This is a genomic window from Devosia sp., from assembly GCF_017307495.1.
Classification (GTDB): domain Bacteria; phylum Pseudomonadota; class Alphaproteobacteria; order Rhizobiales; family Devosiaceae; genus Devosia_A.
Genome location: NZ_JAFKHE010000030.1, coordinates 63837 through 88972 on the forward strand (window position 1 = coordinate 63837; position 25136 = coordinate 88972).

Sequence of the window (25136 nt, forward strand, 5' to 3'; positions counted from 1 at the left end):
CATGGGCCGCAATGCAGATCCTCGCCGTCGCCGACCTGCACTACAACCTGCCGCAGTTCGACTGGCTGCTGCAGGTCGCGCCGCGCTACGACCTCGTCATCATCGCCGGCGACCTGCTCGATGGCGCGTCCTTCGTCACCGCAAGTGCGCAGATGGTGGTGGTGCTCAAGTACCTCGAACGGCTGCGCGAGGTGGCACCGCTGATGGTCTGCTCGGGCAACCATGACCTGAACCATGCCTATTCGACCGGCGAGCGCTACTCGCGCTGGGTGCCGTACGCGCGTTCGGCGACCGCCCATGCCGACAACGATTCGCTCGAGATGGACGGCGTCACCTTCACCATCTGCCCGTGGTGGGACGGCGAGATCGCGAAGAAGGCCATCGACCGGCAGCTGACGGCTGCGGCGGCGAAGCGGGCAGGGCGCTGGATCTGGGTGTATCACGCGCCGCCGTCGGACACGCCGGTGGCCTGGTCGGGGCAGCGCCATTTCGGCGATGCCGAGCTTTCCGCCTGGATCGCCCGGCATCAGCCCAGCCTGGTATTCGGCGGCCATGTACACGAGGCGCCGTTCGTGCGTGGCGGTTCGTGGGCCTCGAGGATCGGCAGCACCTGGGTGTTCAACCCGGGCAAGCAGATCGGCGACGTTCCGACCCATATCGTCGTCGATACGGAGCGTGAGGCGGCCGCCTGGTTCTCGTTCGAGGGCGCGGGGGTGCTGGACTTTGCAGCGGATGCGCCAGCCGAGATGTACGAGATGCCAGACTGGGTGCCGGCCGCCTAGCTCAGAGCCGGGGGTCGGACTTGAGCGCCGAGCCGGTCGGCGCCGCGCTCTGCTGCTGGTTGACCAGCGCTTCGAGCACTTCGTCGACCATGCCCAGGTGGTCCGTCCGGTCGGCGAACTGATGCTTGATGTCGGCCAGGTAGGTCGTGGCGTCGATCAGCCGGCGCGCGAGGATGCGGGCGACGTGGAACACGATCCCCAGCCGCAGCTGCAGGAAGCTCTCCGCATCCTCGATGCGGTGGACGACGGAGGGCTCGATCGCCCGCACCGTGGCGCTGTGGGCGCTGCCGAGCAGGGCCGAGATCTCTCCGAACACGGCGCCGGGCTCATCCACCAGCGAGACGCGAACGTCGCCCCGCAGGACTTCGACCGCACCCTCGACGAGGATGTAGAGCACGCCGCTCGCCGGACCTTCCGTGATCAGGATGTCGCCGGTGTCGTAGCGAAGCTTTGGGAGATCCTCGGTAAACGCGAGGACGGCCTGCATCGAGGTCTGTTGCGGTTCCATCGGCACCCTCGCCACCATATCCGGTAGCGACATTGGCGCAAGCAGACCGCGACGCCAAGCCCCGATGCGCCCCTAAAGCCCACGCTCTGAGACGACGATGATGTCGCCCGGATAGACGGGGAAGTCGAGGTTGACGAGGCCCTTGACCATCTGGTCGCCCTGCCGGCGGTAGATTGCGGCACGCGTCCGGTCGGCCGACTCGGCGTAGCCGCCCGCCGTGCTGATCGCGGCGCGCACGGTCATGCCGTAGACATAGGGGAACTGACCACCATTCTTGATCGCTCCCTGGATGAAGAACGGCCGGTAAGTGTCGATCTCGACAGCAACACTTGGTTCCCGGATGTAACCGGCGGCAAGTGCCGCGGTAATGGCTGCGGCAGCCTGCTGGGTCGTCCTGCCGCGCACCTTGACCGCCCCGACCAGCGGGATCGCCAGCGCCCCGCCGTCATCGACGCGATAGCTCTTGGTCAGCTCGGCCTCGCCATAGACGCTGACCCGCACCACGTCGCCGGTATCGAGCGCGTAGGGGCCCTTGACCTCGACGAGGTAGCTGGCCGGGGCGCCATTGGTGGCGCAGGCCGCGAGCGGAACGAGAAGCAGCAGTAGGAGGAGACGCAGCCAGCGCATGGCCATTCCCGGAGAGTCTGATCAGGCTCCCAGTGTCGGGGCGGCATGGTTAACATTCCGCTTAAAAGGCGAGGACCGATTTGCATTCTGCGCCAAGGCTTAACCGAATGCTTACCACGCGGGCGCATAGGCTGGGGCACATGGAGAAGATCGCCTGTGAGTCCCGACGACGAGCGCGAACAGCCGCGGGTGGCTATCGGAACGGTGCACGCCGTCGTGCCGTCGCGCTGGCTGCGCATCCTGCTTGTTACCGTGCTTGCGATCGTGGCCACTGCGGCCGTGCTGGCCTTCGTGCCGCGCACATATGAGTCGACCGCGCGGCTGATGCTCGAGGCCGGTTCCGACGACGCCGCAGCGACGAGCGCCCGCGTCGAAAGCCAGGTCGAGTTGCTCACATCACGGGACCTGCTCCTGCGGGTAGTGGATCTGCAGAACCTGCGGTCGGTGCCTGAGTTCTCGAGCGTCGGCTTCTCGCCCTTGTCAGCGCTTATGCGGCTGATCGGGCAGGGTGCAGCGACGCGCAATCTCGACGACGTGGTGATCGCCAACCTTGCGGGCCGCATGAGCGTCGGGCGCGAGCGTGAGTCGTCGGTGGTTTCCGTCACGGTGCACGCCGGCGATGCCGAACTGGCAGCCAGCATCGCCAATGCTGTCGCGAGGGCACATGTCGAGGGCTGGGCGGCGCGGCAGGCATCGGAGCAGGCTGGCGCCACGACGCGACTCAACCAGGAGATCGAGAGCCTGCGTGCCAGGGTGAGCGCCGCCGATGCTGCCGTTGCCAGATACAAGCTCGAGAACGGCCTCTCCGACACCCCGGTCGCCCTGCCGCCAACTGACGCCCTGTCAGGTGCAGCAGCTCAGATCGCCGAGGCGCAGCAGCGCAAGGCCAGCGCCAGTTCGCGCGCCGAGGTGATCCGCGGGCTGCTTGCCTCGGGCAAACCGCTCGACGGCGTTCCCGATGTCCGCGAGTCGGCTGTGATCGGCGTGCTGCTGCAGTCCAAGGCCAGCCTCGAGGCCGAACTGACGCAGAAGCAGACCACGCTGTTGCCCAACCATCCGACCATCAAGGCACTGAAGTCGCAGATCAACCAGCTCAACGGCTCGATCTCGGAGGAAGCGGCGAGGATCGCCGAATCGCTGGAGGCCGAGGCCACGGTCGCCGCCGATCGGGAGCAGCGTTTGCGCCAACAGGCGGCAAGTGACAAGGCAACCGGGGACGGTGCCGCACAGACCGCCGTCAACCTCGAGAGCCTCGAGCGGGATGCGAGGACCCAGCACGATCTGCTCGACAGCTACCTTGCCAAGTATGCCGACCTGTCCAACGATGCCGGTAGCGGCCGACAGGACATCCGCGTCATCAGCGATGCGACGCCGGCCTTCGAGCCGTCCTCGCCAAAGTATCTGCTGATCATGGGGGCCGTCGGGTTTGGCGTGCTGGCGCTGCAGGTCGCGGCCGTGCTGCTCGGGCGGGCGGCGGCACCACTGAGCCGCGATTCCGACCATGACCAGCAGGAACTGGCGGCCTTCGTCGCCGAGCCCGAGGTCACGGGCGAGGGCGACGATACCGACGACCTTCTGGAGCGTGCGATCGGGCAGGCGATCTCGAGCGCCGGGACGCCCCGATCGTCCATCGAGAGCGCGTTGCCGGACCTGATCCGCGCCCTGGACGATCAGGGGATCGTCCTGCTGGTGAGCGTGGGCGAGGGCGAGGGGGTGGTGCAGGTCGTCGAGCGGTTGCTCGAGGACGCGCTCATGGCCCAGTTCAGCGCCGTGATCATCGACGCTGCGAGCGGCATCACGTCGGACGTCGCGGGACTTACCGACCTGGCGGCGGGCATATGCGACTACGGTGCTGCGGTGCAGCGCATCGACGACAACCTGGCCGAGGTGCGCTGGGGCAGGGTGCCCACTCTCGACCGGCGTTCAACGCGTCCGCTCACCATGGCCGAGGCGCTGGCCGATCTCTACCATCTGGTGGTCGTCGACACCGGGCGCGCCGGCATGACGACGAGCCTGCCGCTCTTCGCCGGGTTGCCGGCGGCGGTGGTGCTGGTGGCGAACGGCGATGCGGACCCGATGGCCATCGCCAATGCCGAGCGGGATGTTGCCGCGCTTGGCTTTGCGGCCTGCCGTGTCGTAGATCTCGCCGAGGCGCGGGCAGAGGTAGCGTAGGCCGGGATGGCGGACTTGAGGGAGAGGTTCGCCGGCGCTGCGTTCGAGCTCATCTGGGCCAGCCAGCTGCCGCGCCTGTTGCGGACACGCTCGAAGGCGCGCGGTATCGTCTTTGCCATGAACAGGGTGCTGCCGGATGATCCGGCCGATTTTGCGCCCAATGCCGGCTTGGTGATCAAGCCCGACGTCCTCGAATTCACCATCGTGCGGGTACGGCAGCTCGGCTTCGACATTGTCGATCTCGATGAGGCGGCGCGCCGAATCGAGATGGAGGAGGCGACGAGGCCATTCGTGGCGCTGACCTTCGACGGCGCCTTCCGGGACAACCTCAAGTACGCCCTGCCGATCCTCAGGCGCCAGCAGAGCCCGTTTGCCCTGTACGTGCCTACGGCGCCGGTGGACGGGGTGGGGGAGATGTGGCGGCACGCGCTCGAGGATATCGTGGCGGGCCAGAACGCCCTCGCCGTCAGCCTTGGCGGGGAGACCGAGTATTATGCGACCGCCAGTCTCGCCGAGAAACACCGGGCCTATGCCGCGTTGCTAAAGCGCATGCGCACCATGCCCGAGGCCGACCGCGTCGCGCTGGTCCGGGACCTTGCGACCCAATACGGCCTCGACCTCGCCCGCCACTGCCGCGAGCTCGTGATGGACTGGGGCGAGCTGCGCCACTTCGCCGACGAGCGGCTCTGCACCATCGGCGCCGGCACCGTGCACGGCTACGAGCTCGCCAAGCTCGGCCCGGCCGATGCCCGCTCCGAGATCGAGCAGTCGGTGCGTATCCTCAAGGCGCAGTTCGGCGTGGCGCCGCAGCACCTCGGTTATCCGGTCGGCGATGCCATGGCAGCCGGGCCCCGGGAATTCGGGTTCGCGCGTGAGCTCGGCTTGCGGACGGCGGTAACGACGGTGCCCGGCGGCCTGTTCGCCGGCGATCGCTATCGGCTCCATGCATTGCCGCGTGTGCGCATCGGCGGCGCGCTACAGGCGCGGCGGCATGTCGATGTGTTTGCTACGCCCGGACTGTTCTCGCTCGGCCGAGGTTAGGATCAGGCATCCGGTCTGGCCATCCACCGGATGATCCAGGCGGCCGGGAAGAACCAGCCCATGCCCATCACGGCGAAGAAGCCGATCAGCAGCCACCACGCCGCTGCGGCAAGAAAGCTCATGTAGATCCACGTGCCCAGCACCGACCACACGACCAGCGAGAGCAGGATGAGGACGGTGCCGAGGAGCTTGCGCGTGGATTGGGTCATCGCCTTGCCGTGATCCAGATGCGGCAATCCGGCCATTGTTTCGGGCCGCTGCCGGGAGTAGTCGGAGCGCAAAGGAACTCATCTTGACCCTCAGCGCAACCGAACAATCGTCCACCCCCCTCGCAACCGGCGCCGATCGGCTGAAGCCGGTGCGCATCTGGCTCTACTGCATGGCGCTGCTCGTGCTGGCCATGGTGGTGGTGGGTGGGGCGACGCGGCTCACCGAGTCGGGCCTGTCGATCACCTCGTGGAAACCGATCTCGGGCACGCTACCGCCGCTGACCGATGCCGACTGGCAGGCCGAGTTCGAGGCCTACCGGCAGATACCGCAGGGCGTCCAGAACGGTTGGATGGGCATCGAGGACTTCAAGTCGATCTTCTGGTGGGAGTGGGCGCACCGCTTCCTCGGGCGCCTCATCGGCCTGGCCTTCGCGGTTCCGTTCGTGGTGTTTCTGTTCCAGCGGCGTTTCACCTGGAGCCTCGCCGGACCATTGGCCGGGCTGTTCCTGCTGGGCGGCTTCCAGGGGTTCCTCGGCTGGTGGATGGTGAGTTCAGGCCTGTCGGACCTGACCTCGGTGTCGCAGTACCGCCTGGCCGCGCACCTGTTTGCCGCCTCGCTGCTGTTCCTCGCACTGATCTGGGTGGCCCGCCGGCTCGAACCGGCCAAGACGGCGTCCAGTCCCGGCTGGCCGGCCTGGACGCTGCTCGTCCTGATCGAACTGCAGATCGTGGCCGGCGCCTTCGTCGCCGGGCTCGACGCCGGCATGGGTTACAATACCTGGCCGCTGATGGATGGCGCGCTGATCCCGCAGGGCCTCGACGTGATCGAGCCGTTCTGGAAGAACCTGTTCGAGAACGCGCTCACGGTGCAGTTCATCCATCGCGTGATCGCCTACGTCGTCGTGATCTATGCCGGCTGGGTGCTGTGGCGGCAATCGCGACGCGGCGGCTTCGGCGGCGTCGCCGGCTGGCTGCCACGTATCGCGGTGCTGGTCCTCCTGCAGGTCGGGCTCGGCATTGCGACCCTGCTCAGCATGGTGCCGATCTCGCTGGCATTGGGCCACCAGGCCTTGGCCTTCATGTTGGCAGGCGCGACGATCGCGTACTTGGCGGATGCAACGCCGCGGCGGGGGTAGGGACCACTCCGTCGGGCGGCAGCGAGTGCTCGCTGTCACCTGTCCGGATGAGACCGAGTCTATAAATATCAATGGTTTAGAATGTGGTATTATTATACCAATCGCATAAAGCATTGATATTGCAGCGATAAATCTTCACGCTTGACGCCTTGTCGTCCGCCCCGTATATCCGCGCCACGAAAACCGGGCATGGGTCAACTTGTCCGCCTTTCCCAAAGGAAAACATCAATGAGCACCTTCTCGGTAAAGCCGAGCGAGATCGACAAGAAGTGGGTCTTGATCGACGCCAAGGACCTGGTGGTCGGCCGCGTGGCCTCCATCATCGCGATGCGCCTGCGCGGCAAGCATCTGCCGACCTTCACGCCGCACATGGACATGGGCGACAACGTCGTCGTCATCAACGCCGACAAGGTGAAACTGACCGGCAAGAAGCTCGATCAGCGCCGCTTCTTCTGGCACACCGGCCACCCCGGCGGCATCAAGGACCGGACGCAGCGCGAACTGCTCGAAGGCCGTTTCCCGGAGCGCGTGCTGGAGAACGCCGTGCGCCGCATGCTTCCGGGCGGCCCGCTCGGTCGCAAGCAGTATGGCAATCTGCGCGTCTACGCCGGCGAGACCCATCCGCATGAGGCGCAATCGCCCACCAAGCTCGATGTCGCCTCGTTCAACACCAAGAATGTGAGGGCCAAGTAATGGCCGAGACCATCAATTCCCTCGAAGACCTGGGCACTGCCAACGTCGCCGTCGCCAACGAGGCTCCCGTCCATGTCCAGAAGCTGGACAAGGAAGGGCGCGCCTACGCCACCGGCAAGCGCAAGAACGCCATCGCCCGCGTCTGGATCAAGCCCGGTGCCGGCAAGATCACCGTCAACGGCAAGGAATTCAACGCCTTCTTCGCCCGTCCGGTGCTCCAGATGGTGCTGCAGCAGCCGATCGTCGCGGCCGCGCGCGTCGACCAGTATGACGTGATCGCCACCGTTTCGGGCGGCGGTCTGTCCGGCCAGGCCGGTGCTGTACGCCACGGCATCTCCAAGGCGCTGACGTATTACGAGCCCGAGCTGCGCGGCGTGCTGAAGGCCGGTGGCTTCCTGACCCGCGACAGCCGCGTGGTCGAACGCAAGAAGTACGGCAAGGCCAAGGCCCGTCGTTCGTTCCAGTTCTCCAAGCGCTAGGCGCTTCGGGTTTCAGATCTGCCGGGGGCCCGCAGCGATGCGGGCCCTTTGCTTTTGGCCCGGCGCGGGCTACCCATTGCCGCCCATAGCTCGAGCCGCCGATGCCGCAGCCCAAGACCGTCCTGATCGTCACCGACGCCTGGCACCCGCAGATCAATGGCGTGGTGCGGTCGATCGAGCTGGTGGTGCGCGAAATGGAGAAGCGCGGCATAACGGTGAAGCTGCTGACGCCGAACGAGTTCAAGACGTTCCCGATGCCCGGCTACGGCGAGATCCGGTTGAGCCGGACCCTGATGAAGCCTGTCTATGCCAGGATCGAGGCCGCGGACGCCGACGCCATTCACATCGCCACCGAAGGGCCGCTGGGCATCATGGCGCGCCGCTGGTGCCGCCGGAACGGGGTCCCGTTCTCCACCGCCTACCACACCCAGTTTCCCGAGTATCTACGGGCGCGGCTGCCCGTGCCGCTGCGCTGGAGTTACCGGTTCCTGCGCTGGTTCCACGGCGCGGCGACCTATTGCCTGGTCGGCACGCCGCATCTGAAGACCCTGCTCGAGAATCGCGGCTTCACCAATGCGGTGATCTGGCAAAAGGGCGTGGACACCGAGCTGTTCCACCCCGGCAAGCGCGGTCCGCTGCCATATGACGGCCCGGTGTTCCTCTATGTCGGCCGCGTCGCGGTGGAGAAGAACATCGAGGCATTCCTCGAACTCGACCTGCCAGGCACCAAGGTCGTGGTCGGGGGCGGGCCAAGCCTCGACCGGCTCAAAACCGAATATCCCGATGTGGTGTTCCTCGGTCCGCGGCAGGGGGACGAACTGGCGCGACTGTTCGCGTCGGCCGACGTGTTCGTCTTCCCCAGCAAGACCGACACATTCGGCCTTGTGCTGCTGGAGGCCTTGGCCAGCGGCACTCCGGTGGCTGCCTTCCCGGTGACGGGGCCGATCGACGTGATCGGCGACGCTCCCGTCGGCGCCCTCGACAATGACCTCAAGGCGGCGGCCATGCATGCGCTCGGCCTCTCGCGCGATGCGTGTCGCGCCTACGCGGAACAGTTCTCCTGGGCGGCAAGCACGGACCAGTTCCTCAGTCACCTGCCATCGCGATCCTGACCGGTTGCGCAGGGTCAATCGCCAGGCCGAAATAGCCGGCCATGATGGAGGCCGATTCGATCGGGAGGACACCATGCGCAACATTCGCGGCGCGATCGCAGTTCTGGTATTGGGCAGCGCGGCACTGGCCGGCCCCGGGATGGCGCTGGCCGACCCGATCACCGAAGGCCACGTCCTCGTCGACGAGTATTGTTCCGACTGCCATGCAGTAGGCCGGACCGGCGACAGCCCGCTCGCCATCGCGCCGCGCTTCCGGGAACTCCATCAGCGCTACGACATCGAGGACCTGAGCGAGGCCCTCGTCGAGGGGATCGTGACCGCGCACCCGGAAATGCCCGAGTTCGAGTTCGACCCTCAGCAGGCGGCCGCCATCGTTGCCTACATCAAGTCGCTGGCCGGGCCGGGGCAGGGCGAGTAGGGCACTGAGGCGCAGCATCGCGCCCATGACGGCGGGCGTTAGATTTGCCTTGACTCTAATTAGAGTATCGACGAAATAACGCCTGTCCTCACTTGTGAGCGGGTCCATGGGCATCAATGCCGTCTTCGAAGCGCTGTCGCATCCGGTACGCCGGGAGATCCTGCACCTGCTTCGGTCGGGTCCGATGTCGGCCGGGGCGCTGGCTGGACACTTTGCGCTGAGCAAGCCCACGCTCTCCGTGCACTTCGCCAAGCTCAGGGACGCCGAGCTGGTCGTGGTGGAGCGGCAGGGGACCAGCCTCATCTACCACCTCAACACGTCCATACTCGAGGAGGCCGTGAGCGGCCTGCTCAGCCTGAAAGAAGCGAAATGAAAGCAGTCCTCACTCCCATGCGCATCATTCTCCTGGCCGTCCTGCTGGGCGCGGTCGGAGCAGGATTCGCCCTGATTCCCGCCGGCACCCGCCTGCCTATTCACTGGGGTGCGAACGGCCTGCCGGACGGGTTTGCATCGCGCGAGACGGCGCTGCTCTGGCCGGTCGGGATCGTCGCGTTCGTCTGGGCAGTCATGCTCATCCTGATGAGGGTCGCGCCGGCCGGGGAGACCAAGGGCGGCCGTCACGCCACCGGAGTGGTGCTGACCGGCCTCACCGGGCTGTTCGCAGTGATCGAGATCGTCACCGTCCTGATTGGCCTTGGCTTCGAGATCGAGATGGTGCGGGCGCTCGGGTTTGCCCTCGCCGTCCTGCTCGTCGTGCTCGGCAATGCCCTGCCCAAGTCACAACCCAACAGCATAGCGGGCATCCGGATACCGACGACACTTGGCGACCCCGCCAACTGGCAGGCGACGCATCGCTTCACCGGCTGGCTCTGCATGGCCGGGGGCGTGGCGCTGGCCGTTGCCGCCGCGCTGGCGCCGTTCGCGCTGCTCATCTGGTTCCTCGTCGCATGCGTGGCGGTGCCGATGATCGCCGGCACGCTCTACTCCCGCCGGTTGGCGCGGCGGCATGGGCGAATCTAGGCGCCTTGCCTTGACCGTGTCGGAATCCGTGCCTACACGTGAGGGATTCCAACTCGGGACCGGGTCGATGACTCAGGGAGTAGTAGCGCCAATCGCAGCAGCCGGCTTCGCCGCCGGAGCGGCTGCGCGCGCTCAGGCCCCCGCTCGCTAGCTCTCCCCGAGCGCCGCAACGCGGCTGGGGAGAGCGGAACCGAACGAGCATGGCGGCCACGGTCGGCCGCTTAACCGAGTCAAAACCATAATTCCGCGATAATCGGCGCCCCTACAAGGCGATGCGTGCACTCAAGAGTGCGTCGCGGGTCACCCGAGGTTCCAATGAACGATTTCCACCGCATTCGCCGCCTGCCGCCCTACGTCTTCGATCATATCAACCCGATCAAGGCGCGCCTGCGCGCCAACGGCGTCGATATCATCGACCTCGGCATGGGCAATCCGGACCTGCCGACGCCCCAGCCGATCGTCGACAAGCTCAAGGAGACGGTGAACGATCCGCGCGCCCATCGCTACTCCACCTCGCGAGGGATTCCCGGGCTCCGCAAGGCGCAGGCGAGCTACTATGGCCGCCGCTTCGGCGTGAAGCTCGATCCCAATACGCAGGTGGTCGCCACGCTGGGCTCCAAGGAGGGCTTCGCCAACATGGCGCAGGCGATCACGGCGCCCGGCGATGTGGTGCTGGTGCCGAACCCGACCTATCCGATCCACTCGTTCGGCTTCATCATGAGTGGCGGCGTGGTGCGCTCGATGCCGGCCGACCCGAACGAGGATTTCATGCGCGCGCTCGATCGCGCCGTCCGCCACTCGATCCCCAAGCCGATCGCGCTGGTGCTGAACTACCCGGCCAACCCGACCGCCTATACGGCGACGCTCGACTTCTACAAGGAGGTCGTGAAGTACTGCAAAGAGCACGAGATATTCATCCTCTCCGACCTCGCCTATGCCGAGATCTACTTCGACGAGGACGTGCCGCCATCAGTGCTGGAAGTGCCGGGGGCCATCGACATCACCGTCGAGTTCACCTCGATGTCCAAGACCTATTCGATGCCCGGCTGGCGCGTCGGTTTCGCGGTGGGCAACGAGCGCCTGATCGCGGCGCTGGCACGGGTGAAGTCCTATCTCGACTACGGCGCCTTCACCCCCATCCAGGTGGCGGCGGCGACGGCGCTCAATGGCGACGACAAGGTGATCGAGGAAGTCCGCAACGTCTATCGGTCGCGCCGGGATGTGATGGTCGAGAGCTTCGGCCGGGCAGGCTGGGACATTCCCTCGCCCAAGGCGACGATGTTCGCCTGGACGCCGATCCCGGAGCAGTTCGCCCACCTGGGCTCGCTCGAGTTCGCCAAGCTGCTGATCCAGGAAACCGGCGTCGGCGTCGCGCCGGGAGTGGGCTTTGGCGAGTACGGCGACCAGTACGTGCGCCTGGCGCTGGTGGAGAACGAGCAGCGCATCCGCCAGGCCGCTCGCAACATCAAGAAGTTCCTGGCTGGCCAGCCCAGCCACGGCAATGTGGTGCCGATCGCCGCTGTGAAGTAGGCCGCGTGGGTCAGGTCAGCCTGGCCGGCTCCGACGGGCCGGCCAGACGGGCATAGCCATAGCTTTCCATGGCCTTGCCATTGATCTCCCAGAAGCGCTGGAGGTCTTCTCCCTCCAGTTCAGTCCGCTTGGAGTCACTGTGGCGAATCCACGTTCCGTCGGCCCGCGCCAGGTCCTCCCGGGATGGGACAAGGTAGGAGTTTGGCCTTAGGCCCAGGTATTCGGCCAGTCGGTCAATGATTCCGCGAGTGTCCTGAACCATATCCTCGTAGCGGAGGAATAGTGTGGAGGGACGTTCAAGTGGGTTCCAGCGCCTGAGGTGCCCCGTCCATGTCCCGAAAATGTTCCGCCCTTCGATAATAGCCCTGAGAGGCATCCGCTTCTTGTAGAACTCGTACAGGCTGGTCGAAGCAGCCCTGCCGTCGCGAATGATGTAGATGGTCGGCCGGTCATCCTGCGGGGGATGATGCGTCTTGAGGAGCCGGACAGGCTCGTTGCCGAAATCGATGCTGCCATCTGGTCGCTGTTCTATGTGGCCAACCATGTCGCCAACGCCCAGTTCACCCAGATCGCCAGCGTAGATGCTGGCCGAGCGCACCCCGAAGCAATGGTAGATGATCGTTCGGAGGAACGTGTTGCCGCTACGCGGGTACGAAGCAAGCCAGACGACGGGGGCTGTGGTCATGATAGTTAGGTATCTAGCATATCGTGGCAGCAACGTTGCTACATTGTGACGGAAATGCGTCATCACATGACGGTTTTGTAATAATCGACGTTCTGCGCCAGAAAAGCCCGATCAGTCACCGGGTTTGCTGAGATCGGAGCCGGGGTTCCATTTCGATCGGGCAGGGGCGCCGGCCCATCGTCAAGTCGAGACGGGGCGAGCTTGCGGCGATCAATCCTATTGACGGATAGGGTCTCTCCTATTCATAGCTCTCGCACACGTCCGAAAGCTTGTGCCCATGTCCGATATCCAGTCGTTCCGCCAGTCCGTCGAAGCCTTCATTGCCGCCCGTGGCTGGACCCCGACGCGGTTCGGACGGACCATCGCGGGGGACCCGCTGTTCGTGTTCGACCTGCGCGAGGGACGCGAGCCGCGCTCCGACACGCGCACCCGCATCCTCAAGGCGATGCAGGAACAGGCGGACGCCGCTCTCGAGGCGCCGCTCCGGATTGGTGTTGCCGGTCTCGGCAACGTCGGTGCCACCCTGGTGCGCATCATCCAGAAGGATGGCGAGGAACTGACGCGAAAACTGGGGCGCAAGATCACCGTGACGGCGGTGTGCGCCCGTTCGCGCAGTCGGGATCGCGGGATCGATACGACCGACCTCGAATGGTTCGATGATCCCGTCGCGCTCGCCAAGTCCGACGGGATCGATCTCTTCGTCGAGCTGATCGGCGGCGAGGACGGTCCTGCCCTCGCGGCGGTCCGCGCCGCTCTGGAGATCGGCCGTCCGGTCGTGACGGCCAACAAGGCCCTCCTGGCCCGGCATGGGGTGAACCTGGCGCGCATCGCGGAGGAATCGGGGGCCCAGCTCGGCTTCGAAGCAGCCGTCGCCGGCGGCATCCCGGTGATCAAGACGCTGCGCGAGGGCCTCGGCTCGGCCCGCATCGCCCGCGTCTATGGCATCATGAACGGCACCTGCAACTACATCCTCAGCCGTATGGGGAACGAGGGCATCAGCTTCGCCGAGTGCCTGGCAGACGCACAGAAGCTTGGTTATGCCGAAGCCGACCCGACCTTCGACGTCGAAGGCTTCGACACGGCGCACAAGCTGGCGATTCTCGCTTCGCTTTGCTTCGGTTGCGAGATCGCGCCGGACGAGATTTTCGTTGAAGGCATCACGTCGATCAGCCAGGCGGACATCAAGGTGGCCGGCGACCTCGGCTACAAGATCAAGCTGCTCGGCATCGCGCAGCGTTCGGCCGACGGCATCGACCAGCGCGTCCATCCCACGCTGGTGCCCAGGACGTCGGCCATTGCCGGCGTGGACGGCGTGCTGAACGCCGTGGCGCTCGAGACCGATCACGTGCACGAACTGCTGCTCGCCGGGCCGGGCGCCGGCGGGCCGCCTACGGCCTCGTCGGTGCTGTCCGATATCCTCGACATTGCCCGCGGCACCAAGGTGCCACCGCTGGGCGTGCCGATCGCCGAGCTCACACCGTACCGCCGTGCCCCGATCCGGGAGCACGAGGGAGGGTACTACATCCGACTAAATGTCAGGGATGTGCCGGGCGCGTTTGCCGCTATTGCTTCCCGCATGGGTGGCGCCGGCATCTCGCTCGAAAGCGTCATCCAGCGTCCGGACTTGCGGGTTAGCGAGCCGGGTGTGACGGGAACCGACACCCGTACGGTGGTGCTGCTCACGCACTCCACCATGGAGCAGACCGTCCGCGACGCCTTGCAGGCGATCAAGGGTGACGGCTTCATCGTCGGCGATCCGCAGATGATCCGGATCGAGCAGCTTTAGGAGCGTTCCGCGCGGGCTCTCGCGGTTCGGGACGCGACCGCAGAGGATACCTTTAGCGCCCCTGCGGCGGGGCAGGGAGTGCTTATGAAGCTCAGCAAGTCCAATACCGACCGGCAAGCGGCGATCGATCGTTCCCTCACGCTGGAGCTGGTGCGCGTTACCGAGGCGGCGGCGGTTGCCGCGGCCGGCTGGCGCGGCAAAGGCAACGAGAAGGCAGCCGACGCCGCCGCCGTCGAGGCGATGCGCGGCGAGATGGGCAATGTGCACATCGAAGGCCGCATCGTCATCGGCGAGGGCGAGCGCGACGAGGCGCCGATGCTCTACATCGGCGAGGAAGTCGGCGCCGGCGATGGCCCCCAGGTCGATATCGCAGTCGATCCGCTGGAGGGCACGACACTGTGCGCCAAGAACCAGCCCGATTCGATCTGCGTGCTCGCCATGGCCGAGCGCGGCGGACTGCTGAATGCGCCAGACGTGTATATGCAGAAGATCGCCGTCGGGGCCGGCTATCCGGCCGGCATCGTCGACCTCGACCAGTCGACCAGGGAGAACGTGACGGCGCTGGCCAGGGCCAAGGGCGTGCCGGTCAGCGAGATCACGGCCTGTGTCCTGGACCGCCCGCGTCATGCCGGCCTGATCGACGATCTCCGCTCGGCAGGGGTAGCGATCAAGCTGATCTCGGACGGCGACATCGCCGGCATCATCCACGCGGTCAACACCGAGGACACGGGCATCGACATCTACCTGGGGTCGGGCGGAGCGCCTGAAGGCGTGCTGGCGGCTGCGGCGCTGCGCTGCATCGGCGGCCAGATGCAGGGCCGGCTGATCCTCGATAGCGAGGACAAGCGGGCACGGGCGCTGAAAATGGGCGTCGTCGAGCCGAACAAGAAGTACCGGACCGAGGAACTCGCGTCGGGCGATGTGCTGTTCGCGGCGACCGGGGTGACCGACGGCAGCCTGCTGAGCGGAGTGCGCTACCGTCAGGGCTCGGTGCGGACCAGTACCGTCGTGATGCGCTCGTGGAGCCAGACGGTGCGCTGGATATCGGCGGAGCATCGCCGGTAGGACTTTCGCTGGGATGACAGCCGGTGGAGGCCGGAACATCGAGACGAACGTAAAGGGCCGCCCTTGGGGCGGCCCTTCGTGTTTCCGATAGCGCTCGCGCCTACGCTTCCTGGATGGCGCTGACCAGCCACGGTCCGCCGTTCTGGCGCTGAAAAGTCCAGATTTCGATGGTCTCGGTGACGTGGTCGTCGCCGCTGACGATCTCACCGGTGCTCCGGTTGCGGGTGACGTCGCGCGACTCGTAGCGCATGGCGACGCTGGCATACTCGGTGCCGCCCTCGCGCCACGCCTCGGCCACGTCGCCGGCCAGCAGGCGGACGTCGAAGACCTCGTTGCGCAGGCCTCGCGAGGCATTGGCGCCGAGTTCCTCGGCGAGGTAGCCCATGACTTCGGGCGTGGTGATCCGGCGCAGCGCGGCATAGTCCTCGCGCGAATACGCGTCCTGCAGTTCAGCGAGATTGCGCTCGAAGGTCGCGAGGTCGGCGTCGCGCACGCCGATCTCGTCGCGGCGTCCGGCGCGCTGCGAGGCATTGGAGCGCGGACCCGGGCTGTCTGACGGCCGGCCGGCGTAATTCTGGCCCGCGTTCGGCGGCTGGTACTGGAATGGTGCGCCGCCCGCCATGGCCGGCTGCCGCCGCCGCAGGAAGAAGCCGACGATCAAGCCGATGATCACGACCTGGAAGAGCAGGGCGAGCATGCCGCCGAAACCGCCGAAGCCGAAGCCGAACAGGCCGCTGAACAGCAGGCCGCCGAGCAGCGCGCCGCCGAAGCCGCCAAAGATCGAGGGACGGGCGGCCGCGGTGGCGGCGCCGGCGGTGCTCTTCTGGGTCCCGTTCGTCATCGTGTTTTGCACCGGCGCCGTGGTCTTGGGCGCGACCTGCGTCGAGGGAATGCTGCGCTCGGTGCGAAGGCCGCGGCCGCCGAAGCTGCCGCCGCGCCGCGCCTCGGCCGTGTCGACCGCGACGAGCGAGAAGGCCATGATGAGGGTGGCGAGAAGGGCTGAGAGCTGGAAGCCCCGGTTGACGAACATGGCGGTCCCCTTGGTCAAAGATGGTTGCGATATGGGAACCCGCGCATCGCAGTTTTAGACCTGCTGCGGTCCGCATGTCCGATTTTGCCGCGAGCCGAGGAAAACCGGGTGTCTCCCCTCGACGCAAGTGCCCAATCCGCTTACTTCCACACCGATGGACGAGCCGCGCGCCAATTTCCTCGATGTCAGCCGCTCCGTGCTTGGCCGCCCTTGGGTCGACCGGCTCGACGCGGCCGGGTTGCGCATGGCCACGGCGATCGGCCAGCGCACCGAGCTGTCCGATATTCTCGCGCGCATCGTTGCCGGTCGTGGCGTCGACTTGGACTCGGCGGAGCGCTACCTGCAGCCGACCGTGCGCGAGCTGATGCCGGATCCTTCCACCCTGGCCGGCATGGATGCGCTGGCCGAGCGGCTGGCAAAGGCGATCACCGACCATGAGCCGGTAGCGCTGTTCGGCGACTACGATGTCGACGGCGCCTGCTCCTGCGCGCTGATGGCGCGGTTTCTCGGGCATTTCGGTATCACGCCGCAGATCCATATCCCCGACCGCGTATTCGAGGGCTACGGACCGAATACAGCGGCCATCGACAAGCTGGTCGACGGCGGGGCGACGCTGCTCATCACGCTCGACTGCGGCACGACCAGCGATGGCCCCATCGCCCACGCCCGCGAGCGCGGGCTGGACGTGCTGGTCATCGACCACCACCTCTCCGACGCCGAACTGCCGCCCGCGACGGCGCTGGTGAACCCCAACCGACCGGACGACATCTCCGGGCTCGGCTATCTCTGCGCTGCCGGAGTGACCTTCATGGTGCTGGTCGCGACCAACCGGCTGCTGCGCCAGCTCGGGCGTTCGAGCCTGCCCGACCTGATGGGCATGATCGACCTCGTGGCCCTGGCGACGGTGTGCGACGTGGTACCTCTCACGGGCCTGAACCGGGCGTTCGTGGCTCGCGGGCTCGAGGTGGCGCGCACCGGCTCGAACCGCGGCATCGGCGCCCTGGCGCTGGCCGCGCGGCTATCGGGCCCGCTCAACCCGTACCATCTGGGTTACCTGATCGGGCCGCGGATCAATGCCGGTGGCCGCATCGGCGATGCCGCGCTGGGCACCCGCCTGCTGACGCTCGACGACGAGCAACAGGCGCTGATCATCGCGGCCCAGCTCAACGAACTCAATTCCGAGCGCCAGCGCATCGAGGTCGAGGCGGTGGAGGAGGCGGTGCGCGCCGCCGAAGCCGAGATCGGCGCAGGCGAGGGACCTCCGGTGCTCGTGCTCGCCTCGGCCAACTGGCACCCCGGCGTGGTGGGGCTGATCGCCGCGCGAGTGCGTGAGCGCTTCGAGCGTCCGGTCTTCGCCATCGCGCTCGCGCCCGATGGCGGCGGCACTGGCTCCGGCCGGTCGATGCCCGGCGTCGACCTCGGCACCGTGGTGATCGAGGCGGTGGAGTCCGGGCTGATTGCCAAGGGCGGCGGTCACGCCATGGCGGCGGGGGTGACGCTCAGGCCCGGCCAGCTCGGACCGTTCCGAGCCCACGTCAACGACAGGCTCGCCGGTGCGGTGGGAGCGGCACGGGCGGCATCGGCCCTGGCGATCGACGCGGCAATGACAGCGCGGGCCGCGACGCCAGAGTTCGTGCGCGAGATCGAGCGGGCAGGGCCGTTCGGCTCCGGTAGCCCCCAGCCGGTGTTCGTGTTTCCCGCCCACAAGGCGCGCTTCGCCGAAGTCGTCGGCGGAGCGGGGCACGTCAAGTTCACGCTGACGTCAGGGGATGGGGCGCGCCTCAAGGCCATCGCCTTCCGCGCCGCGACGACTGCGCTGGGCGAGGCGCTGCTGTCGGCTGGAAACGACACCGCGCTTCACCTTGCCGGCACGCTCAGCATTGACCACTGGCAGGGTCGGGAAGAAGTGCAATTGCGCCTGGCGGATGCCGCCTACCCCCAGGGGCTGTAGGGGGCGGGCCGGTTGAAAGTGATGCTTGCATATCCACTTATGGTGACTAAAGTGCTGCATTCTTCAGGGCGCGGCCGCGGCGGTGGGGCAGGCGGTGCGTTTATCGTGGCCCGTCTTCGGTGGCGGGAAGTGTCTGGATCGTTGCGTCATGGATAAGCTTGCGGTTGAAACGAGGGCCAGTTCGCCCACGCCGTGGACCCATCTGCTTTCGGCCGTTGCGGCGTGGTTCGGCAGGCGGCTCATCGGTCGCCCCAGGCACGGAGCCGTGACCATCACCTTCCCCAACGGAAAGAAGCGCACCTTCGGCGATCCGGCCAGCGGCGGGGAGCATCCGCACATCGTGCTGCACAATTTCGACGTGCTGCAGAAAACGCTGAAGCGCGGCACCGTCGGCTTTGCCCAGGCCTATATCGACGGCGACGTCGACATGGACGATTTGACCTCGCTGTTCCGCTACTTCCTGCAGAACCGGGACGTGCTCGATAACAGCGAGAGGTCCTGGTACGGCCGTGCCGCGCATGACCTCGCCTACCACCTCAGCCGGAGCAACTCCAAGGAAGGCGCCAAGAAGAACATCTCAGAGCACTACGACCTCGGCAACGACTTCTACGAGCAGTGGCTCGATCCTTCGATGACCTATTCGTCGGCATATTACACGTCGGACGACATGACGCTGACCGATGCCCAGTATGCAAAGTACCGCAAGGTGGTCGAGATGGCCGGCGTGCAGCGCGGCGACACCGTGCTCGAGATCGGTTGCGGGTGGGGCGGTTTTGCCGAGACGGCTGCCAAGGAGTTCGGCGCGCAGGTGTACGGCATCACGCTCTCGTCCGAGCAGCTGAAATATGCCAACGACCGGATGCGCCGCCAGGGTCTCGACACGCTCGCGACCCTGCATTTCGAGGACTATCGCGACACCAGGGGCCAGTTCGACCATGTCGCTTCGATCGAGATGATCGAGGCGGTGGGCGAGGAGCACTGGCCGAGCTACTTCAAGACCGTGCACGACCGGCTGAAGCCGGGCGGGACCGCTGCCATCCAAGCCATTACCATCGGCGAGAAGGATTTCCTCGACTACCGGGCACGGCCTGATTTCATCCAGCGCTTCATCTTTCCCGGCGGCATGTTGCTGACCAAGACGGCGATGCAGGAGCAGGGCGACAAGGTCGGGCTCGTCCTCGAGAATGTCGAGACCTTCCGCCTGAGCTATGCCCGAACGCTGCGCCTGTGGCGGGAGCGCTTCCTCGAGCGCTGGAGCGAAATCAAGAAGCTCGGCTACACCGAGGAATTCCGCCGCAAGTGGGTCTACTACCTCAGCTACTGCGAGGCAGGGTTCGCCGAGGGCTCCATCGACGTCGGCATCTACCAGTACCGCCGCCCGGTTTGACACCATCGTAGGCGGCTCGTGCTCGCGCCGTGGCAGGCGGTGATTCACCGACCTTGGCGCGGTGTCCGCCGAGCCGGCAACTGCAAAAGTGCCGTCGTGACTAGCGCGTCGACACGCGATGCAGCCGGCAGATCAGCGCAAATGCCTGCAAATATTTACTAAAACTCCACTGCCGATCATTGCTTACCGGGACTATCCCAGTTGTGCGAAAACACCTTGCGCGGGCTCCGCAGAACGAGGGAATCTGCGATAACGTATGCGTGATCGGACTGGGGCAGTCGCGAATGGCCAAAGCACTCTATCTCGTGATCCGAAGTCGCGACGCCTGGTGGGTGGATTTCGAGGGCAAGGCGCACGGACCCTACGATGCGCGGGAGAATGCCGCGCTGGAGGCGCGCTCGCTGGCGCGCTTCCAGGCCCATTCGGGCCGCGATGCCGAGGTTCTCGTGCCCGATGAGCATGGCAAGTACTGGGTCGTGTGGTCCAGCCTGCATGACAGCGGTGAAGGCCGCTCGTTCGCGCCGCATCGCATAGCCGGCTAGCGGATCGGCCAAGCAGTGGGCGGAGCGCAGTCGACGGCGCCCGCCGGCAGGTCCTCAGCCCTGCTCGTCGAGCCACTTGCCCAGCAGGTCGATGATGTAGTTCGTGCCGTCCTCGCGCTGCTTGCAGGTGTCCAGCCCATCGAGGAACGCGCCGTCTTCCTTCACCACCATCCGCGTGCCGCTGCCGTCCGGAAACAGTTCGACGGTGGCGAGCGACACCGAAATGCGCCTGCCGTTCATGGCCATCTCGTAGGTGTAGATGATGCGATTGTCGGGCACGATGTCGCGATAGAGCACGTCGAAGGTGTACGTGCTGCCCTGGTGCTCGCTCTCGTTGTATTCGCGGCCGCCGACGCGGAAATCCATCACGTCGGTCGGCTTGTCCGGGCTGGGCGAGCCGAACCACTGGCGCTTGAACTCGGGATTGGCCCAGGCCTGGAAGACCTTGGCCGGTGCGTGCCGGTAAGTGCGCTCGACGGTGAAGCTGCCGTGGGCGATGGAACGGTCGGTCATCTTCTCTTCCTCTCCGATGTCGGTTGGGTGCGGCGGGCAACGAGTGCCCACGCCGGCGGCGCCGCCGGACGCTGATGTTGAACCAGGACGGGGCAGTCAGGTGCCCGGGTCGCCATCGTCGGGCAGGGCGTCGAGAAACGCACCCAGCCTGTCGAGGCGTCGTTCCCAGCCGATGCGGCGGTCGTTGATCCATTTCTCCGCGAGGCTCAGCGCGCCCGGATCGATCGTGCAGGTGCGAACCCGCCCGACCTTCTGCGTTTTCACCAGCCCGCTCTGTTCGAGCACCTGCAGGTGCTGGACCACTGCAGGTAGGCTCATCTTGAATGGTTCGGCCAGCTCGCTGACCGACGCCGAACCGAGGGTCAACCGCTCTACCATGCGCCGCCGCGTCGGATCGGCGAGGGCCTGGAACATGAGGTCGAGCGGCTCTGCCGGTTGCTTAAGCATAAGATTAAGTAATTTAGGTTGACGTCTGCTGTCAATAGTTAGGCCACGACCTAAGCGATGTCACTACGCCCAGCCCCTCTCTCCGGGGTAGCGGTGTACGTCCAGCCAGTCGTGGTGGAGGTCGACGCCCAGCCCCGGAGCTGTCGAGATCGCCATCCTGCCGTCGCGGATTAGGAGGGGATTGGGGCTGGCCCACTCTAGCGACGTGGCACGGCGGGTGCACTCGATGCGCGGACAGTCGAAGATGGCCGCGGCCAGCTGCTGGCTGGCGGCATTGAGCAGCAGACCGCTGACATTGTGCAGCGTGATCGGTGTCCGGTACAGCGCGGCGAGGTCGGCGATCGCCTTCGTGCCGGTGATGCCGCCCGAGTTGACGATGTCTGGCTGGAGGCAATCCACCGCCTGGGTCTGGAGGAAGGGCAAGGCCTGCTCGGGCAGCTCGATGTTCTCGCCGGTCATGATCGGGATGCGCGTCGTCTTGCGCAGCGCCACCCAGTTCTCGGAGAAGCCGGGCTGCAGCGGGTCCTCGAAGTAGATCGGCCGGATCGCCTCCACTGCCTCGGCGACGGCGATGGCGCTCGGCGCATCGAGTTCGTTGTGGCAGTGGACGATGATGTCGATGTCCTCGCCCAGGTGCTCGCGCGCCAGCTCGTAGGAGCGGCGAATCCGGCGGATGTCGCCCGGCGACAGGCTCGGCACATATTCTTGCATGCTGATGCCGATAGCATCGTGGATGTCGACCTTGAACGTCTTGAAGCCGTGCGGGTCGGACTTGAGGTCGGCCGCCGCGTCGCGCCACGCGCCAGCATCCGTCAGGTCGAAGTGCGGGCAGTGCGAATAGAGCTCGATCTCGCTGCGGAAGGCGCCGCCGAGCAGCTTGTGCACGGGCTGGCCGAGCAGCTTGCCGGCGAGGTCCCACAGCGCCATGTCGAGTCCCGAGCACACCATCATGTGCGAAGGGCGCTGGCGATAGGCGTAGAACATGTTGTGGTGGTGGACGCCGATATCGAGCGGATCCTTGCCGACGAGCTGCAAGTGCGGCAGGCGCGCGCCGCCCTTGGCATGGGTGAGGATCGAGGCGCGGACCAGGTCGCCGTCGAGATCGCCGCACTCGCCGTAGCCGGAGACGCCGGCGTCGGTGTCGATGCGGACCAGGCAGAAGCCGCTGTCGAGCCGCATGGCCCTGATGTCGGTGATGGTCGCCTGGCCCCGGTCGGACGGCGACAGATGTCGTTGCGGCATGGTTCCCCCCAAAGGTGTCGGACGCAGCTATAGACCGGGGGCCAGCGCGACGATAGCGGCGCTCGCCGGCGGGCGACATCTCTGCACTTCAATGTGAGGGAGAGTTGGCGCGCCCAAGGGGAATCGAACCCCTGTTCCCGCCGTGAGAGGGCGGTGTCCTGACCGCTAGACGATGGGCGCGGCGGAACTCTTATGGCGATGAACGCCGACCACGTCAACCACCGCCCCATGAAGGGAAGTGGCGCGCCCTAGGGGAGTCGAACCCCTCTCTGCACCGTGAAAGGGTGCCGTCCTAACCGATAGACGAAGGGCGCCGCGGTGGCGTCCGTATAGGGGCGTTCCGGAAGGCTGGCAAGAGCTAATTCCGGGCTTTTCGCGCTTTCAGCAGCCGGAGAAGGTGATGGGCTTTTTCCAGCCGCGCGGCCGGTCGCGGACGTCGACATGGATGAAATCGCGACCCGGATAGCAGCCCAGTCCGCCGACCTCGGGGTTCGAGCGTGCGTACGCAATGAGTTCGGACTTCGGGACGCCCGGGATGAAGAAATCCACCGCCAGGCATCGCATGTGATAGCTGCTGTCGACGCCGCCGCCGATGATGTTGCGGATCGGGTCGCGGTATTGCGAGTTGACCACGATCTTGCGGCCATACCGGCGCTCGAACGAGGCGATGACGCTCGCGAGCCTGGGGGAGATGCAGGAATTGTCGACGTCCTCGGAGGCGAGGAACATGCCGGCGCGCTGCACGTAGCCGCCATACGAGGCCGGTCCGCCACCCCAGAAGAAACAGCCACTGAGAAGCGTTGCGCACGCCAGCGCAGCGATGAGGCGGATCATGAGGTCTTCCCCGAAGGCCAGCCCTTGCCCGGCCGGATCGTCTTCGGGGAAGCTAATGCGGTTTGGCTAACCGCCGGCTAAGCCGACTGGTTAGCGCCCGGTTACCAGGCGCCGGTATTGGGCATGGACAGCCACGGCTCGGCCGGCGCGAGGGCAGGGCCGGCCTGCAGGATCTCGATCGAGATGTTGTCGGGCGAGCGCACGAAGGCCATGCGCCCGTCGCGCGGCGGGCGGTTGATGGTGATGCCCATGTCCTGCAGGTGCCTGCAGGTGGCGTAGATGTCGTCGACCTCGTAGGCGAGATGGCCGAAATTGCGCCCGCCGGCATAGACCTCCGGGTCCCAGTTATAGGTCAGCTCGACCTGCGCGTCCGGCTGACCCTTGGGAGCAAGGAACACCAGGGTGTAGCGGCCCTTCTCGTTCTCGGTGCGGCGCACTTCCTCGAGTCCGAGGCCCTCGCAGTAAAAGCGCAGGCTCTGGTCGATATCGGTGACGCGCACCATGGTGTGCAGGTATCTCAAGTCGGTTCCTCCGAGTGGTCAGGGGGCGGGTCGCGCCGCGTGCGGCACTGTATTGTCGAGTATCTCATGCAGCAACCGGGCCACACCGGCAGGCCATCGCGAAAAACCCGGACAAATTCGTAAACGCTTCTTAACTTCCGGCAGTGAATCGGCCAGAGTGCCCCGGTCTTGTAGCGTACCCCGTTCTTGCGGCGGGGCGAGTACGAAAAGGCTTGAGGCATGGGGGCCAAATCAACACCCGACGGTGACGATCCCGGATTCCGCTCTTCCGAGTCGGTTGATCCCGGCGTGCGGCAGGCGTTGGGGCATGGGGGCGATCCAGCAATCGATGTGATCGAGGTGGTGGGCACCATCAAATGGTTCGATGTGGCCAAGGGATTCGGCTTCATCATCCCGGACGATGGCCGCCCGGACGTGCTCCTGCATGTCACCTGCCTGCGCCGCGACGGTTACCAGACCGCCTACGAGGGGTCGCGCGTGGTTGTCGAGGCGCTGGCGCGGCCCGGGGGGCTGCAGGCCTTCCGCATCCTGTCGATGGACGATTCGACGGCCAAGCATCCGGCGCAGATGCCGGCCCCGCGCACGCATGTCAGCGTCGAGCCCACCAGCAAGCTGGAGCGTCTCGAGGTGAAGTGGTTCAACCGCATCCGCGGCTTCGGATTCCTCTCCGCCGGCGACGGCGCGCCCGACATCTTCGTGCACATGGAGACGCTGCGCCGGTTCGGCATCACCGAGCTGAGGCCCGGCCAGCACGTGCTGGTGCGCTACGGCACCGGCCCCAAGGGCCTGATGGTCGCCGAGATCCGCCCCGATGGCTGGGGCGACGCGCCGAGCTCGCACTGAGCCGGCAGTCTGGCGGTGGAGGCGGCGCCCCGGTGGGCGCCGTTCTTGTTTCTGGCGGAGGCGATGGATCTGCAAGGCTCGGGGCGCCGGGCGAGGCTTGACAGTAGGCCCCGCCCAGAACGCCGGCACTGGTGCGCGTTGCCTCCCCCCACCCAGCTTTGCTAGTTCGCTATCGCTCACAAGCGCCTCTGCCAGCCATTCGAGCATAGCTCTCATGGCCTTCTTGCCTCAGATTGCTCCACCGGAGCAATCTGCCTTCGGACGGCGCGAAGCCCCACAAGGGGGAGGGAGACCCGTGATTCATCCCCCCAGTCACCGGCCTCCCCCCCTTGTGGGGAGGGCAGCAGCTTTGTTCTCGCGTCAGCGAGGACCTAGCGGAACTGGGTGGGGGAGCCACGCGCGCCGGGCGTGCTTATGCATCCGACAGCCTTGCGGCTTCGGAGTTTGTCAAAGAGCCATCCCTCCGTTGGAGAGATGAAGCGAACGGGCCGGCGGGGCCTTTGCCCCTCGCGGTAGTCCGCAGAATGAATGAGGCTCACGCCTCGCCGGCCGATCGGGGTTTT

Annotated in this window: 27 protein-coding genes and 2 tRNA genes; 17 read left to right on the forward strand and 12 right to left on the reverse strand. The window is 66.2% G+C overall.

What is annotated here, in order from left to right; translation table 11 throughout:
• The first annotated feature begins 11 nt into the window (after positions 1-11).
• Complete coding sequence (locus J0I99_RS18790; RefSeq protein WP_291399014.1) at positions 12-782, forward strand: metallophosphoesterase; 771 nt, start codon at positions 12-14, stop codon at positions 780-782.
• A gap of 1 nt (position 783) precedes the next feature.
• Here J0I99_RS18790 and J0I99_RS18795 read toward each other — a convergent pair whose 3' ends face one another.
• Both J0I99_RS18795 and J0I99_RS18800 read right to left on the reverse strand, forming a co-directional pair.
• Complete coding sequence (locus J0I99_RS18795; RefSeq protein WP_291399017.1) at positions 784-1290, reverse strand: cyclic nucleotide-binding domain-containing protein; 507 nt, start codon at positions 1288-1290, stop codon at positions 784-786.
• Positions 1291-1362: 72 nt separating this feature from the next.
• The gene (locus tag J0I99_RS18800) at positions 1363-1917 is read right to left on the reverse strand and encodes a polysaccharide biosynthesis/export family protein (RefSeq protein ID WP_291394125.1); all 555 of its coding nucleotides are present in this window, start codon (positions 1915-1917) and stop codon (positions 1363-1365) included.
• 156 nt (positions 1918-2073) lie between these two features.
• Between J0I99_RS18800 and J0I99_RS18805 the strand changes: the two genes are divergently transcribed.
• Positions 2074-4089, forward strand: a complete 2016-nt coding sequence (locus J0I99_RS18805) for an exopolysaccharide transport family protein (protein WP_291399019.1) — start codon at positions 2074-2076, stop codon at positions 4087-4089.
• Positions 4090-4104: 15 nt separating this feature from the next.
• Positions 4105-5130 (forward strand): polysaccharide deacetylase family protein, encoded by a 1026-nt coding sequence (locus J0I99_RS18810; RefSeq protein WP_291399021.1) that lies wholly within the window; start codon positions 4105-4107, stop codon positions 5128-5130.
• 2 nt (positions 5131-5132) lie between these two features.
• Here J0I99_RS18810 and J0I99_RS18815 read toward each other — a convergent pair whose 3' ends face one another.
• A complete protein-coding gene (locus tag J0I99_RS18815; RefSeq protein WP_291391133.1) occupies positions 5133-5339 on the reverse strand; it encodes a DUF2842 domain-containing protein in 207 nt (68 codons plus the stop codon).
• A gap of 83 nt (positions 5340-5422) precedes the next feature.
• Here J0I99_RS18815 and J0I99_RS18820 point away from each other — a divergent pair, with 83 nt between their 5' ends.
• From J0I99_RS18820 to J0I99_RS18855, 8 genes are all read left to right on the forward strand, one after another.
• A complete protein-coding gene (locus J0I99_RS18820; RefSeq protein WP_291399023.1) occupies positions 5423-6475 on the forward strand; it encodes a COX15/CtaA family protein in 1053 nt (350 codons plus the stop codon).
• A gap of 228 nt (positions 6476-6703) precedes the next feature.
• A complete protein-coding gene (rplM, locus tag J0I99_RS18825) occupies positions 6704-7168 on the forward strand; it encodes a 50S ribosomal protein L13 (RefSeq protein WP_291399025.1) in 465 nt (154 codons plus the stop codon).
• On the forward strand, positions 7168-7647 hold the full coding sequence (gene rpsI, locus J0I99_RS18830; RefSeq protein WP_291399027.1) for a 30S ribosomal protein S9: 480 nt from the start codon (positions 7168-7170) through the stop codon (positions 7645-7647). The genes rplM and rpsI overlap by 1 nt, the downstream gene beginning before the upstream one ends.
• 101 nt (positions 7648-7748) lie before the next feature.
• Positions 7749-8759, forward strand: a complete 1011-nt coding sequence (locus J0I99_RS18835) for a glycosyltransferase family 1 protein (RefSeq protein WP_291399028.1) — start codon at positions 7749-7751, stop codon at positions 8757-8759.
• Positions 8760-8832: 73 nt separating this feature from the next.
• On the forward strand, positions 8833-9177 hold the full coding sequence (locus J0I99_RS18840; protein WP_291390542.1) for a cytochrome c: 345 nt from the start codon (positions 8833-8835) through the stop codon (positions 9175-9177).
• A gap of 106 nt (positions 9178-9283) precedes the next feature.
• Entirely contained in the window at positions 9284-9550 is a 267-nt protein-coding gene (locus J0I99_RS18845; protein ID WP_291390544.1) for a metalloregulator ArsR/SmtB family transcription factor, read from the forward strand.
• Positions 9551-9567: 17 nt separating this feature from the next.
• Complete coding sequence (locus tag J0I99_RS18850) at positions 9568-10197, forward strand: SdpI family protein (RefSeq protein ID WP_291390546.1); 630 nt, start codon at positions 9568-9570, stop codon at positions 10195-10197.
• A 315-nt stretch (positions 10198-10512) separates the two neighbouring features.
• A complete protein-coding gene (locus J0I99_RS18855) occupies positions 10513-11727 on the forward strand; it encodes an LL-diaminopimelate aminotransferase (protein ID WP_291399030.1) in 1215 nt (404 codons plus the stop codon).
• 10 nt (positions 11728-11737) lie between these two features.
• On the opposite strand, the gene J0I99_RS18860 is transcribed toward J0I99_RS18855, so the two are convergent.
• On the reverse strand, positions 11738-12412 hold the full coding sequence (locus J0I99_RS18860) for a sulfotransferase domain-containing protein (RefSeq protein ID WP_291399032.1): 675 nt from the start codon (positions 12410-12412) through the stop codon (positions 11738-11740).
• Between the two features lie 445 nt (positions 12413-12857).
• Here J0I99_RS18860 and J0I99_RS18865 point away from each other — a divergent pair, with 445 nt between their 5' ends.
• Both J0I99_RS18865 and glpX read left to right on the forward strand, forming a co-directional pair.
• On the forward strand, positions 12858-14198 hold the full coding sequence (locus tag J0I99_RS18865; RefSeq protein ID WP_291390556.1) for a homoserine dehydrogenase: 1341 nt from the start codon (positions 12858-12860) through the stop codon (positions 14196-14198).
• A gap of 84 nt (positions 14199-14282) precedes the next feature.
• Positions 14283-15263, forward strand: a complete 981-nt coding sequence (gene glpX, locus J0I99_RS18870) for a class II fructose-bisphosphatase (RefSeq protein WP_291390549.1) — start codon at positions 14283-14285, stop codon at positions 15261-15263.
• A gap of 100 nt (positions 15264-15363) precedes the next feature.
• Here glpX and J0I99_RS18875 read toward each other — a convergent pair whose 3' ends face one another.
• Positions 15364-16293, reverse strand: coding sequence for a TIM44-like domain-containing protein (locus J0I99_RS18875; protein ID WP_291399033.1), 930 nt, complete (start codon positions 16291-16293; stop codon positions 15364-15366).
• Positions 16294-16447: 154 nt separating this feature from the next.
• Here J0I99_RS18875 and recJ point away from each other — a divergent pair, with 154 nt between their 5' ends.
• The 3 genes from recJ (at position 16448) to J0I99_RS18890 (ending at position 20173) form a co-directional block, all read left to right on the forward strand.
• On the forward strand, positions 16448-18244 hold the full coding sequence (gene recJ / locus J0I99_RS18880) for a single-stranded-DNA-specific exonuclease RecJ (protein ID WP_291399034.1): 1797 nt from the start codon (positions 16448-16450) through the stop codon (positions 18242-18244).
• A 148-nt stretch (positions 18245-18392) separates the two neighbouring features.
• Positions 18393-19631, forward strand: coding sequence for a cyclopropane-fatty-acyl-phospholipid synthase family protein (locus J0I99_RS18885; RefSeq protein ID WP_291399035.1), 1239 nt, complete (start codon positions 18393-18395; stop codon positions 19629-19631).
• A 284-nt stretch (positions 19632-19915) separates the two neighbouring features.
• A complete protein-coding gene (locus J0I99_RS18890; protein ID WP_291390553.1) occupies positions 19916-20173 on the forward strand; it encodes a hypothetical protein in 258 nt (85 codons plus the stop codon).
• A 54-nt stretch (positions 20174-20227) separates the two neighbouring features.
• On the opposite strand, the gene J0I99_RS18895 is transcribed toward J0I99_RS18890, so the two are convergent.
• The 7 genes from J0I99_RS18895 to J0I99_RS18925 all read right to left on the reverse strand — a co-directional run bounded on the left by J0I99_RS18895 (position 20228) and on the right by J0I99_RS18925 (position 23730).
• Positions 20228-20686, reverse strand: a complete 459-nt coding sequence (locus J0I99_RS18895; RefSeq protein WP_291399036.1) for an SRPBCC family protein — start codon at positions 20684-20686, stop codon at positions 20228-20230.
• A gap of 96 nt (positions 20687-20782) precedes the next feature.
• Complete coding sequence (locus J0I99_RS18900; protein ID WP_291390555.1) at positions 20783-21133, reverse strand: metalloregulator ArsR/SmtB family transcription factor; 351 nt, start codon at positions 21131-21133, stop codon at positions 20783-20785.
• A 63-nt stretch (positions 21134-21196) separates the two neighbouring features.
• Positions 21197-22375: a mandelate racemase/muconate lactonizing enzyme family protein gene (locus J0I99_RS18905; protein ID WP_291399037.1), complete on the reverse strand. Its 1179-nt coding sequence runs from the start codon at positions 22373-22375 to the stop codon at positions 21197-21199.
• A gap of 105 nt (positions 22376-22480) precedes the next feature.
• Positions 22481-22555: transfer RNA gene (locus tag J0I99_RS18910), tRNA-Glu, on the reverse strand.
• Positions 22556-22614: 59 nt separating this feature from the next.
• Positions 22615-22689 (reverse strand) — tRNA-Glu (locus J0I99_RS18915).
• A gap of 67 nt (positions 22690-22756) precedes the next feature.
• Entirely contained in the window at positions 22757-23209 is a 453-nt protein-coding gene (locus tag J0I99_RS18920) for a D-Ala-D-Ala carboxypeptidase family metallohydrolase (RefSeq protein ID WP_291394223.1), read from the reverse strand.
• A gap of 101 nt (positions 23210-23310) precedes the next feature.
• A complete protein-coding gene (locus J0I99_RS18925; RefSeq protein ID WP_291394224.1) occupies positions 23311-23730 on the reverse strand; it encodes a VOC family protein in 420 nt (139 codons plus the stop codon).
• A gap of 219 nt (positions 23731-23949) precedes the next feature.
• On the opposite strand from J0I99_RS18925, the gene J0I99_RS18930 reads away from it, so the two are divergent.
• A complete protein-coding gene (locus J0I99_RS18930) occupies positions 23950-24573 on the forward strand; it encodes a cold-shock protein (protein ID WP_291399038.1) in 624 nt (207 codons plus the stop codon).
• Positions 24574-25136: the final 563 nt, after the last annotated feature.

Coding starts and splice junctions, on each gene's coding strand:
- J0I99_RS18815 (WP_291391133.1), bottom strand. CDS start 5,339: ATGACCCAATCCACGCGCAAGCTCCTCGGCACCGTCCTCATCCTGCTC.
- J0I99_RS18865 (WP_291390556.1), top strand. CDS start 12,858: ATGCAGGAACAGGCGGACGCCGCTCTCGAGGCGCCGCTCCGGATTGGT.
- J0I99_RS18800 (WP_291394125.1), bottom strand. CDS start 1,917: ATGCGCTGGCTGCGTCTCCTCCTACTGCTGCTTCTCGTTCCGCTCGCG.
- rplM (WP_291399025.1), top strand. CDS start 6,704: ATGAGCACCTTCTCGGTAAAGCCGAGCGAGATCGACAAGAAGTGGGTC.
- J0I99_RS18900 (WP_291390555.1), bottom strand. CDS start 21,133: ATGCTTAAGCAACCGGCAGAGCCGCTCGACCTCATGTTCCAGGCCCTC.
- recJ (WP_291399034.1), top strand. CDS start 16,448: ATGGACGAGCCGCGCGCCAATTTCCTCGATGTCAGCCGCTCCGTGCTT.
- J0I99_RS18905 (WP_291399037.1), bottom strand. CDS start 22,375: ATGCCGCAACGACATCTGTCGCCGTCCGACCGGGGCCAGGCGACCATC.
- J0I99_RS18795 (WP_291399017.1), bottom strand. CDS start 1,290: ATGGAACCGCAACAGACCTCGATGCAGGCCGTCCTCGCGTTTACCGAG.
- J0I99_RS18835 (WP_291399028.1), top strand. CDS start 7,749: ATGCCGCAGCCCAAGACCGTCCTGATCGTCACCGACGCCTGGCACCCG.
- rpsI (WP_291399027.1), top strand. CDS start 7,168: ATGGCCGAGACCATCAATTCCCTCGAAGACCTGGGCACTGCCAACGTC.
- J0I99_RS18840 (WP_291390542.1), top strand. CDS start 8,833: ATGCGCAACATTCGCGGCGCGATCGCAGTTCTGGTATTGGGCAGCGCG.
- J0I99_RS18860 (WP_291399032.1), bottom strand. CDS start 12,412: ATGACCACAGCCCCCGTCGTCTGGCTTGCTTCGTACCCGCGTAGCGGC.
- J0I99_RS18845 (WP_291390544.1), top strand. CDS start 9,284: ATGGGCATCAATGCCGTCTTCGAAGCGCTGTCGCATCCGGTACGCCGG.
- J0I99_RS18930 (WP_291399038.1), top strand. CDS start 23,950: ATGGGGGCCAAATCAACACCCGACGGTGACGATCCCGGATTCCGCTCT.
- J0I99_RS18855 (WP_291399030.1), top strand. CDS start 10,513: ATGAACGATTTCCACCGCATTCGCCGCCTGCCGCCCTACGTCTTCGAT.
- J0I99_RS18920 (WP_291394223.1), bottom strand. CDS start 23,209: ATGATCCGCCTCATCGCTGCGCTGGCGTGCGCAACGCTTCTCAGTGGC.
- J0I99_RS18895 (WP_291399036.1), bottom strand. CDS start 20,686: ATGACCGACCGTTCCATCGCCCACGGCAGCTTCACCGTCGAGCGCACT.
- J0I99_RS18875 (WP_291399033.1), bottom strand. CDS start 16,293: ATGTTCGTCAACCGGGGCTTCCAGCTCTCAGCCCTTCTCGCCACCCTC.
- J0I99_RS18790 (WP_291399014.1), top strand. CDS start 12: ATGCAGATCCTCGCCGTCGCCGACCTGCACTACAACCTGCCGCAGTTC.
- J0I99_RS18850 (WP_291390546.1), top strand. CDS start 9,568: ATGCGCATCATTCTCCTGGCCGTCCTGCTGGGCGCGGTCGGAGCAGGA.
- J0I99_RS18885 (WP_291399035.1), top strand. CDS start 18,393: ATGGATAAGCTTGCGGTTGAAACGAGGGCCAGTTCGCCCACGCCGTGG.
- J0I99_RS18890 (WP_291390553.1), top strand. CDS start 19,916: ATGGCCAAAGCACTCTATCTCGTGATCCGAAGTCGCGACGCCTGGTGG.
- glpX (WP_291390549.1), top strand. CDS start 14,283: ATGAAGCTCAGCAAGTCCAATACCGACCGGCAAGCGGCGATCGATCGT.